The sequence below is a fragment of the Microbacterium sp. genome (assembly GCF_047605725.1).
Taxonomy (GTDB): Bacteria; Actinomycetota; Actinomycetes; order Actinomycetales; family Microbacteriaceae; genus Microbacterium.
The window spans coordinates 36,904-47,684 of record NZ_JASGFE010000017.1; the positions used below are offsets into that span (position 1 = coordinate 36,904).

Genomic DNA, 10,781 nt, shown 5'->3' on the forward strand with positions numbered 1-10,781 from the left:
CCCCCGGCCCCCGCCCAGCCCCGGCCCCCGGCCCGGCCCCCGGCCCACGAAGTTCGGAGAGTCGCGCGAAGTTCGGAGGATCTCGACCGAATCCTCCGAAGTACGCGCGATACTCCGCAGTTCGTGCAGGCAGGGCGGGCGGATGCCAGGAGCCGCGGCACGCCGGGGCACGTCAAGCGGCACGCCGAGGCACGTCACGCGGCACGCCGGGGCACGTCAGGCGGCGCCCCGCCCCGGCCCACGGCCCCCGCCCCGCCTCAGCCCCAGCCCCGGTCCCCGGCCCCAGCCCCGGACCCGGGCTCGGCCTCGGCCCCCGGCACCGGCCCCCGGCCCCCAGCCCCGGCCCCAGTCCCGGCCCCCCGGCATCCAAAGTTCGGAGAGTCGCGCGAAGTTCGGAGGATCTCGGCCGAATCCTCCGAAGTACGCGCGATACTCCGCAGTTCGTGCAGGCAGGGCGGGCGGATGCCGGGAGCCGCGGCGCCCGGGGCACGTCAGGCAGCACGCCGAGGCACGTCAGGCGGCACGCCGGGGCACGTCAGGCAGTGCGCCGGGGCACGTCAGGCGGCGAGGTGCAGGCCTTCGGCGACGGCGCGCAGGATGGTCCGCTCCACCGCCGGCCAGTCATGCACGAGCTGTGCGTAGGTGAAGCGCAGCACGGTGTAGCCGCGCAGCCGCAGCTCGGCGTCGTGCGCGACGTCGCGCGTGCGCTGCGCGCTCGTGGAGTGGAACTCGTACCCGTCGGTCTGCACGACCAGCCGATCGCCCACGAGCACATCGACGGGATGGCCGGCGAGCCACACCTGCTGCCTGACGCGCAGGCCCCAGCGGCGCAGCGGCGCCACCAGGATGGTCTCCAGGCCCGAGTCGGACAGGCCCGTGACCGACTCGGCCAGCTCACGGGCGGCCCGAGTGCGCCACTGCACGGCCCGCAGCGCCTCGGGGGCGAGCCGTTCCGTGCGCGCCGCCGACTCCCACAGCACGAGGGCGACGTCGCGGGGCTGGCAGACCGCGATGTGCGCGAGCGCGTCGAGCACGGGCGCGACCAGCACCCGGCCGGCCGGCGTCGCGACCGGCTTCGTCCAGTGCAGCACACCGTTCCACTCCGCACCCAGCCGCGCCGCGCCCGCACTCGGAGCCAGCTGCAGGTGCAGCTCGTCGCCCACGCTCTCCGGCATCCACCATCGCCGCCGCCGCGCGAGCGAGACGCACGTCACCCGACCGCCTGCGCGGGCTGCCGTCACCAGATCGGCGGATGCCTCGGGCAGCGCCGCCCACGCGCGCCGGAGCATGCGCGCCCCGCCATCGCGCACCAGTCCGCGCAGCACGCCGACCGCGAACCCGGCGCGGAGGATGTCGTCGCGATGCGCGATGCCTTCGCGCGCGACGAGCCAGCGGTGCAGGTCGTCGACGGTCTTGATCGGTCTGGCCATGCCGATACTCTGCGTGATCGAGGCGCTCCGTGGGCGCCACCGCCGCGAAATGTGGACAACCCGACCCGATTCCCCGGCTGTGGAGGAGTCCTCGAGGCCCCGCCCCCGGCATCCGACGTTCGGAGAGTCGCGCGAAGTTCGGAGGATCTGGGCCGAATCCTCCGAAGTACGCGCAATTCTCCGCAGTTCGTGAGGGGGGTGGATGCCGGGACTCAGCGCCCCCGGTAGTTCGGCGCCTCGACCACGATCTGCACATCGTGCGGGTGCGACTCCTTGAGTCCCGCCGGGGTGATACGCACGAACCTGCCGCGCTCCTTGAGCTCGTCGATCGTGCGGGCCCCGACGTAGAACATCGACTGCCGCAGTCCGCCGACGAGCTGGTACGCGACGGCCGACACCGGTCCGCGGTAGGCCACCTGGCCCTCGATGCCCTCGGGGATCAGCTTGTCGTCACTGGGCACATCGGCCTGGAAGTAACGGTCCTTCGAGTACGACGTGCGCTTGCCGCGGGTCTGCAGCGCCCCGAGCGACCCCATGCCGCGGTACTGCTTGTACTGCTTGCCGCCGACGAAGACGACCTCGCCCGGGCTCTCGTCGGTGCCGGCGAACAGCGACCCGATCATGACGGCATCCGCGCCCGCGACGAGCGCCTTGGCGATGTCGCCCGAGTACTGCAGCCCGCCGTCGGCGATGACCGGCACGCCGGCCTCGCGCGCGGCCAGCGACGCCTCGTACACGGCGGTGACCTGCGGCACGCCGACGCCGGCGACCACGCGCGTCGTGCAGATCGAGCCGGGACCCACGCCCACCTTGACGGCGTCGACCCCGGCGTCGATGAGCGCCTGCGCGCCCGCGCGGGTGGCGACGTTGCCGCCGACCACGTCGATGTGCGCGAAGCTCGCGTCGGCCTTCAGGCGCCGCACGATGTCGATGACCCCGGCGGACTGGCCGTTGGCGGTGTCGACCACGAGCACGTCGACGCCGGCGTCGCGCAGCGCCTCGGCCCGCTCCCACGCGTCGCCGAAGAAGCCGATCGCCGCGCCCACGCGCAACCGCCCCTGATCGTCCTTGGTGGCGAGGGGGTACTTCTCGCTCTTGTCGAAGTCCTTGATCGTGATGAGCCCCGCGAGCCTGCCGTCGTCGTCGATGAGCGGCAGCTTCTCCACGCGGTGGCGCGCGAACAGCGCGATGACCTCGTTCGCGCCGATGCCCACCCGGCCGGTGACCAGGCCCTCGCTGGTCATGACATCGCGCACGCGCGTGGTCTCGCGTTCGAAGCCCGACACGAAGCGCATGTCGCGGTTGGTGATGATGCCCATGAGCCGGCCGTCGGCGTCGATCACCGGCAGGCCCGAGATGCGGTACGTCGCGCACAGGGCGTCGACCTCGTCGATCGTGGCATCCGGCGTCGTCGTGATCGGGTCGGTGATCATGCCCGACTCGCTGCGCTTGACCCGGTCGACCATCGCGGCCTGCTCGGCGATGGACAGGTTCCGGTGGATGATGCCGAGCCCGCCCTCGCGCGCGATCGCGATCGCCATGCGCGCCTCGGTCACGGTGTCCATGGCGCTGGAGACCAAGGGCGTGGCCACCGTGATGCGGCGGGTCACGCGCGACGACGTGTCGGCCTCGGAGGGGATGACGTCGGTGCGCCCGGGAAGGAGCAGGACGTCGTCGTAGGTCAGTCCGACGAAACCGAACGGGTCGTTGTGCTCCATATGATCTCCTGCGCGCTCGGCGCGTTGCTCTGGTCGACGACGGCCGGCGCGCGAGGGTGCGCCGTACTCCATTCTAAGCCAGCGGGCCGGTCCGGCATTCCACTCTGCGACCCGGTTTCAGCATGCGTGAGACGCCGTCGCACCCTATGATGTTCACAACGATTGCGCATCGAACGCCGCGGCGGCGTGCTGCTCGCCGCCGCGCATGGTGTCCTGAAGTGCACACGCCGACAACGCCGCCCGAGTGGGCCGCTCACCCGAAACACGAGTGACACAATGAGCGCCTATCGTCCTGGCAACGACGTCAGAACCTGAAGGATCGCAGTGACGACAATCGCACGATCGAACGTCCACCGCTCCCGCGCCTGGGCGGGAGCGGTGCTGCTGGCGCTGGTCGCCCTGCTCGCGCTTCTCGCACCCGCTCCGGCGCAGGCTGCGGCTGTCACGTGCACGCCCGACGAGACCACCGGCTGCATCCAGGGCACGATCCGCACGAGCGAGGGCGACGCCGCCGTCGGCGTGGAGATCACACTGACCACGCCGGGCGGCGACGAGGAGTCGGTCGAGACCGACGACACCGGGCGCTGGGTCTTCGCCGTCACCGAGCAGGGCACGTACGAGCTGTCCCTCGATGAGGAGTCCCTTCCGGACGGTCAGTTCATCGTCGGCGAGACCACCCGCACGGTCAGCGCCGGTCCGCACAACAACATCTCGCAGGCGTTCCGCCTCAGCGACACGGAGGGCGGCGAGACCGCCTCGGGCTCCTCGTTCTCGTGGTCGCGCTTCTGGCAGCAGTTCGCCTCCGGCATCCGCCTCGGCCTCATGATCGCGCTGGCATCGATCGGTCTCTCGCTCGTGTTCGGCACCACCGGGCTGTCGAACTTCGCCCAGGGCGAGCAGGTGACCCTGGGCGGCCTGCTGGCCTACACCTTCGCGAACGTGCTCGACATGAACCTCTGGGTGGCGGGGCTGCTCGCGGTGATCCTGTGCGCGGCGACCGGCTGGTTGCAGGATGCCATCGTCTGGAACCCGCTTCGGCGCAGACGCCTGAGCCTCACGCAGATGATGATCGTCTCGATCGGGCTGTCGGTGGCGATGGCGTACCTGTTCCAGATGATCTACGGGGCCGGCACCGTGCGCATCGACACCTCCTCGCCGCAGAGCGTGATCATCGCCGGCATCCGCCTCACGGTGCAGTCCTACGTCGCCATGGCGATCGCCGTCGTCGTCCTGGTCGGCGTCGGGCTCATCCTGCTCTACACGCGCGTGGGACGTGCCACCCGCGCCATCGCCGACAACGCGGCGCTGGCCTCGGCGTCGGGGATCGACGTCGACCGCGTCATCCGGCTCGTCTGGACGGTCTCGGCAGGACTGGCCGGCCTCGCGGGGGTGCTGCTCGGACTCGTGCTCAACGGCATCAGCTGGTTCACCGGCGGGCAGATGCTGCTGCTCATCTTCGCCGCCGTCACGCTGGGCGGACTCGGCACCGCATTCGGGGCGCTGGCCGGCTCGATGATCATCGGCCTGGTGGTCGAGCTCACCAACATCTGGCTGCCGGGCGATTTCAAATACGCCACGGCGCTGCTGGCGCTCATCCTGATCCTGTTGTTCCGACCACAGGGCATCTTCGGCCGCGGCGAGCGAGTGGGATAGGGGAGCGTCATGGACTTCTGGATGCAACTGCTCAAGCTGCTCGCCGAGACCGCGCTCTCGCCCACCACCGCCGCCTTCGCGCTCGCGGCCATCGGGTTGAACGTCCACTTCGGGTTCACCGGGCTGATCAACATGGGCCAGGCCGGCTTCATGCTCATCGGCGCCTACGGATTCGCGATCCCCGCGATGAACGGCATGGGGTTCTGGCCGGCCCTGCTCATCTCGATGATCGCGTGCACGCTGTTCGCGCTGGTCCTCGGCATCCCCACGCTGCGGCTGCGGGGAGACTATCTGGCGATCGTGACCATCAGCGCCGCCGAGATCGTGCGGATGGTCGGCCGGTCCAGCCTGCTCACGAACGTCACCGGCGGCGCCAACGGCATCCCCGGCGGACAGTACCGCGAGGCGTTCAGCGCCCTGTCCTTCCTCCCGCCCGGAAAGACCACGTTCCTGTGGTTCAGCTACCAGAACACCGGCGTGAACGACTGGTGGACCCGCCTGGTCGCCTGGTCGCTCGTCGCGTTGGCCTGCCTGTTCGTGTGGCTGGCCATGCGCAGCCCGTGGGGGCGCGTACTCAAGGGCATCCGGGAGGACGAGGATGCCGTGCGGAGCCTCGGCAAGAACGCCTTCGCGTTCAAGATGCAGGCGCTCGTGATCGGCGGACTGCTCGGGGGCCTGGGCGGCATCATCATGACGATGCCCGCCTCGGTGCAGCCGGACGGGCTCGGCAGACCCACGACGTTCTGGGTGTGGACGATCCTTCTCCTGGGCGGCGCCGTCACCGTCTTCGGGCCGGTGCTCGGCTCGGTCGTCTTCCTCTGCGTGCGGCTGTTCATCGTGCAGGTCGCCGGGGAGTTCGTGCCCGACACGATCCTCAACACGCAGCAGACCGAGCAGTTCGCCTGGGTGCTCGTGGGCATCGCCCTCATGCTGATCGTGATCTTCCGGCCACAGGGCATCCTCGGAAACAAGAAGGAGCTGTCCTTCAATGTCTGACCGATCGACCGCCTCGCCGCTGAAGAACCAGCCCGGCTACCCCTACGACCGCACCCTGCTGCGCGCTGCCATCGAGCGCGTGGACCGCTCCCCCGGGTCGGCCAAGCCCGACCCGATCCTGGTCGTCGACAACATCGTCCGGCAGTTCGGCGGTCTCACGGCCGTCGACGTCGACCACCTCGAGGTCCAGCGCGGGGCGATCACGGCGCTCATCGGCCCGAACGGGGCGGGCAAGACGACGTTCTTCAACCTCATCACCGGGTTCGACAAGCCCTCCTCGGCGCCGGGGCTGTTCTCGCGCGGCCGCGCGGGCACGGCCCGCTGGGAGTTCGACGGCACGCCGATGGCCAACACCGGGGCATCCAAGGTCGCGCGCGCCGGGATGGTCCGCACGTTCCAGCTGACCAAGTCGCTCACGCGCCTCACGGTGCTGCAGAACATGATGATCGGCGCGAACGCGCAACCGGGCGAGAACCTCTTCGTCGGCCTCGTGAAACCGCTGTGGGACGCGCGCGAGAAGGAGATCAGCGAGAAGGCGATGTCGCTGCTGCACCGCTTCAAGCTGTACGAGAAGCGCAACGACCTCGCCGGAGAGCTGTCCGGCGGACAGCGCAAGCTGCTCGAGATGGCGCGGGCGCTCATGAGCGACCCGAAGATGATCATGCTCGACGAGCCGATGGCCGGCGTGAACCCCGCGCTCACCCAGTCGCTGCTCGATCACATCATGGCCCTGCGGGACGAGGGCACGACCGTGCTCTTCGTGGAGCACGACATGCACATGGTGCGCCACATCTCGGACTGGGTGGTCGTGATGGCGCAGGGCCGCGTCATCGCAGAGGGACTCCCGCAGACCGTCATGAGCGACCAGGCCGTGGTCGACGCCTACCTCGGCGCCCACCACGACACCGATCTCGGCGACGACGCCGCACTCGACACCGACTTCCTCAAGACGGTCGAGGCCGAGGCGGAGGCAGAGGCAGAGGCTGCGGCCGGCGCCAAGGGAGAAGACGATGACAGGTGACCCGGGCCGGCCGCTGGTGAAGGCGGACAACGTCGTGGCGGGGTACCTCCCCGGCGTCAACATCCTCAACGGGTGCACCCTCGAGGCCTACCCCGGTGAGCTGATCGGCATCATCGGTCCGAACGGCGCCGGCAAGTCGACCCTGCTGAAGGCGCTGTTCGGCCTGGTCAACATCCGTTCCGGCACCGTCACTCTCGACGGCGAGGACATCACCAATCAGCGCGCGGACAAGCTCGTGCGCACCGGGGTGGGATTCGTGCCGCAGACCAACAACGTCTTCCCGGGGCTCACCATCGAGGAGAACCTGCAGATGGGGATGTACCTGCGCCCGAAGGACTTCGCGACGCGGCGCGACCAGATCTGGGAGCTGTTCCCCGTGCTCGCCGAGCGTCGCAGGCAGCGAGCCGGCTCGCTCTCCGGCGGCGAGCGCCAATCCGTCGCCATGGCGCGCGCGCTCATGATGGACCCCAAGGTGCTGCTGCTGGACGAGCCGAGCGCGGGACTGTCGCCGGTGCGCCAGGACGAGACCTTCATCCGCACCCGTGAGATCAACAAGACCGGCGTCACGATCATCATGGTCGAGCAGAACGCGCGGCGCTGCCTGCAGATCTGCGACCGGGGCTACGTGCTCGACCAGGGGCGCAACGCCTACGAGGGCAAGGGCCGCGCGCTCGCGAAAGACCCGAAGGTCATCGAGCTGTACCTCGGCACGCTCGCCGACGACGTCGCCTGAACCGGACACGCAAGAGGGGGCGGATGCCACGGCATCCGCCCCCTCCGCGTCACACGGTCACTCTGCGACGTCGACATCCATCTCGACGGAGCTGTACCAGACCGGCTTGTTGTCCGCGTCGTACTTGTAGACGCTGATCTGCGCCGACGACGGGTCGTTCTGCTCGTTGAACGGCCCGATGGCCGACTTCGCCTGGTAGGCGATGTCCTCACCGGCATCCAGCAGCGCCTTGCACGAGGCGAAGTCCTCGCACTCCTCGCCGCCGTCGGCACCCGAGACGGCCGCCAGGTTGGCCTGGATCGTCGCCGCGTCGGTGCCGCCGCCCTTCTGCGCGGCAAGAGCCGTGAGGGTGACCGCGTCGTACGACTCGAGCGAGTACGAGTAGTCGGTCAGGTCGGCGCCCGCCACCGTCTTGTAGTAGTCGTTCAGACGCGTGCGGAACGCGTCGTCCGGGTAGTAGCCGGGGATCGTTCCCTGCGCGCCCTCCAGGGTGCCCGCGTCGAACACGCCCGCGTAGCTGGCGGTGTTGCCGTCCGAGAAGTACAGCTTGGTCATGTCCCAGCCCTGCGCCTGCAGCTCGGGGATGATCTTCTTGGTCTCGTCGAACGCGAGCACGACGATCGCGTCGGGCTCCGAGTCGATGGCCGCCGTCACCTCGGACGAGAAGGTCTCCTGTCCCGGAGGGAACTCGGTGCCGTCGCCGGAGGCGCCGTAGGTGATCTCCCCGCCGCCGTCGGTGACCGTCGCCTCCACCTGGTCGCGCAGGCCCGTGCCGTACGGGTCGTTGAAGACCAGGAACGCGATCTTGGTGTTGCCGTCGCTGAGGATCAGGTTCCCCAGCGCCGGCCCCTGAACGCGGTCCGGCGGTGCGGTGCGGAAGTAGTAGCTCGAGTAGCCCGACAGCGCGTCGGCGGTGTTCGCGGGCGAGATCTGCACGCGGCACGCTTCCATGATCGTGTCGATGAAGTTCAGCGTCACCCCGGAGGACTCCGCGCCGAGCGCCATCTGCGCGTCCGACGAGACGATCTCGTTCGCCGAGGCCGTCGACACCGACATGTCGGCAGCACCGCCGGAGTCGGTGACCGGGTCGACCACGACGGGCTGGTCGAGCACGCCCCCCGCCGCGTTGATGTCCTGGATCGCGAGGCCGGAGCCGGCGACCGCGGGCGGGTTGAGGTAGGCGAGGTTGCCGGTCTGCGGCAGGATCGTCGCGATCTGCAGCGGGCCGGTGCTCGGGTCTCCCGCCGTGCAGCCCGCGGCCGGATCGGCCTTGACCGACTCCGTCGCCTCGGCGGTCGCTTCCCCTCCGCCGCTCGATCCGGCACAGCCGACGAGGACGAGAGCGCTGGCACCGACCATGGCGATGCCGCCGATGACCCGTGCAGCGCGTGAACGTGTGACGCTCATATTGCTCCTTGTGTGAATGGACCCGGAACGGCGTCGGAGCGCCGCCCCCCAGTTGGCATCCAACCTAAACCGAACAGGTGCTCTCCGACGGTCGCTGATTGTTAACGACCGGTAACGGAATCGAATCGTTACCTCGACCGCGCGTGTCGGACCGAATCCACCGTCAGGACGACCAGTGCGAGCCACACCAGAGCGAATCCGACCCAGCGCGGAGCCGACATCGGCTCGCCCAGCAGCCAGACCCCGGTGACGAACTGCATCATGGGCGTCAGGAACTGCAGCATGCCGATGAGCGTCAGCGGCGCGCGTCGCGTCGCGGCGGCGAACAGCAGCAGCGGCAGCGCTGTGGCGGCACCGCTGCACACGAGCAGCACGGTGTGCGCCGTGCTCACCTGCCCCATGGTCAAGCCCGCGGTCGCCGCCACCACGACCAACTGCGCCACAGCTACCGGCGTGAGCCAGAGCGATTCGAGGGTGAGACCGCTTACGGCATCCACCGATGGGCCGATCTGCTTCTTCACAAGGCCGTAGAGACCGAAGCTCGCCGCCAGGCTGAGGGCGATCCAGGGGAACGAGCCGTAGCCGACCACGATCACCACGACCGCGACCCCCGCGATGGCGACCGCGACCCACTGCGCCGCGCGCAGGCGTTCTTTGAGCACCAGCACGCCCAGCAGCACGGTGAAGATCGGGTTGATGAAGTACCCGAGACTCGTCTCCAGCACCCGGCCGGTGAGCGTCCCGATGACGAACACCTGCCAGTTGACGTAGATCAGGATGCCGGCCAGCACCGTCCAGCCGGCCAGCCTGCGGTTGCGCAGGATCGTGACAAGTCGCGCCCACGTGCCGGTGACGGTCAGCAGCAGCGCACAGACCACGAGTGAGAGCACGATTCGCCAGGCCACGAGCTCCCACGGGCCCGTCGGCGCCAGTGCCAGGAAGTACAGCGGCAGGAACCCCCACAGCAGGTACGCCGAGAAGGCGAAGATCCCGCCGAGCGTGTGCTCACGGGCGGGATCCGGCGGGTTCACTCATCCAGCCTAGGGTCGGCCTCGGGCCGTCGGCGCCGCGGAAGGTCGCCGGCTCGCAGGCGATCCCGGTCGGTGCCGGCTCGTGGGATGCCGAGAGGGTCCGGATGCCGTGGCATCCGGACCCTCTCCGGGGACTGTCGCAGCGTCAGCGGACGACGACGGCGAGCACGTCGCGCGCCGACAGCACGAGGTACTCGTCCGCACCGAACTTGACCTCGGTGCCGCCGTACTTGCTGTAGATCACGCGGTCGCCGACGGCGACGTCGAGCGGGACGCGGTTGCCGTTGTCGTCGATGCGACCCGGGCCCACCGCGATGACCTCGCCCTCCTGGGGCTTCTCCTTCGCGGTGTCGGGGATGACCAGGCCACTGGCGGTGGTCTGCTCTGCCTCGACCTGCTTGATGACGATGCGGTCCTCGAGCGGCTTGATGGAAACCGACACGGTCTACCTCTTTCTTGCTTCAAGACTCGTTAGCACCCACATGCCGAGAGTGCTAAAGCAAGTCTAGGGGGCCATTGGCACTCACGCAACGCGAGTGCCAATCGGTGGCCTCCGCTCGGCCCTGAGCAATGACTGTTGGCGACACCTTCCTGCGTTGGCGTCGCCCCGGCTCTCGTGGGCGCTACTTTCCTGCTTTGGCCCTATGAAACATGTGGCGCCATCGCAGAGAACTGGCGCCGAACCGCGCCAGCCCGCGGGGCCGCGGGGCCGCGGGGCCGCGGGGCCGCGGGCTAGGTGTTCTATGCAGCGAGGTTGGTGACGGTGTGGTGGGGGCAGCGGCTGGTGGGTGG

General features: G+C 69.4%; 9 protein-coding genes. 4 read left to right on the forward strand and 5 right to left on the reverse strand.

Translation table 11 applies throughout. The features are described from left to right. Positions 1 to 557: 557 nt before the first annotated feature. Both QM641_RS05605 and guaB read right to left on the reverse strand, forming a co-directional pair. Complete coding sequence (locus QM641_RS05605; RefSeq protein WP_415114299.1) at positions 558 to 1,430, reverse strand: endonuclease domain-containing protein; 873 nt, start codon at positions 1,428 to 1,430, stop codon at positions 558 to 560. Positions 1,431 to 1,642: 212 nt separating this feature from the next. Then, the gene (gene guaB, locus QM641_RS05610; protein ID WP_415114301.1) at positions 1,643 to 3,148 is read right to left on the reverse strand and encodes an IMP dehydrogenase; all 1,506 of its coding nucleotides are present in this window, start codon (positions 3,146 to 3,148) and stop codon (positions 1,643 to 1,645) included. Between the two features lie 324 nt (positions 3,149 to 3,472). Here guaB and QM641_RS05615 point away from each other — a divergent pair, with 324 nt between their 5' ends. From QM641_RS05615 to QM641_RS05630, 4 genes are read left to right on the forward strand one after another with little or no spacing between them, the layout of a single operon-like run. Then, positions 3,473 to 4,801 (forward strand): branched-chain amino acid ABC transporter permease, encoded by a 1,329-nt coding sequence (locus QM641_RS05615; RefSeq protein ID WP_415114303.1) that lies wholly within the window; start codon positions 3,473 to 3,475, stop codon positions 4,799 to 4,801. A gap of 9 nt (positions 4,802 to 4,810) precedes the next feature. Next, positions 4,811 to 5,797: a branched-chain amino acid ABC transporter permease gene (locus QM641_RS05620; protein ID WP_415114305.1), complete on the forward strand. Its 987-nt coding sequence runs from the start codon at positions 4,811 to 4,813 to the stop codon at positions 5,795 to 5,797. After that, entirely contained in the window at positions 5,790 to 6,818 is a 1,029-nt protein-coding gene (locus tag QM641_RS05625; RefSeq protein WP_415114307.1) for an ABC transporter ATP-binding protein, read from the forward strand. Before QM641_RS05620 ends, QM641_RS05625 begins: the two co-directional genes overlap by 8 nt. After that, the gene (locus tag QM641_RS05630) at positions 6,808 to 7,551 is read left to right on the forward strand and encodes an ABC transporter ATP-binding protein (RefSeq protein WP_415114309.1); all 744 of its coding nucleotides are present in this window, start codon (positions 6,808 to 6,810) and stop codon (positions 7,549 to 7,551) included. Before QM641_RS05625 ends, QM641_RS05630 begins: the two co-directional genes overlap by 11 nt. 57 nt (positions 7,552 to 7,608) lie before the next feature. On the opposite strand, the gene QM641_RS05635 is transcribed toward QM641_RS05630, so the two are convergent. From QM641_RS05635 to groES, 3 genes are all read right to left on the reverse strand, one after another. Beyond that, entirely contained in the window at positions 7,609 to 8,958 is a 1,350-nt protein-coding gene (locus QM641_RS05635; RefSeq protein ID WP_415114311.1) for an ABC transporter substrate-binding protein, read from the reverse strand. A gap of 128 nt (positions 8,959 to 9,086) precedes the next feature. Next, positions 9,087 to 9,989 (reverse strand): EamA family transporter RarD, encoded by a 903-nt coding sequence (gene rarD / locus QM641_RS05640; RefSeq protein WP_415114313.1) that lies wholly within the window; start codon positions 9,987 to 9,989, stop codon positions 9,087 to 9,089. Between the two features lie 145 nt (positions 9,990 to 10,134). Then, positions 10,135 to 10,431 (reverse strand): co-chaperone GroES, encoded by a 297-nt coding sequence (gene groES / locus QM641_RS05645; protein ID WP_415114315.1) that lies wholly within the window; start codon positions 10,429 to 10,431, stop codon positions 10,135 to 10,137. Positions 10,432 to 10,781 lie beyond the last annotated feature (350 nt).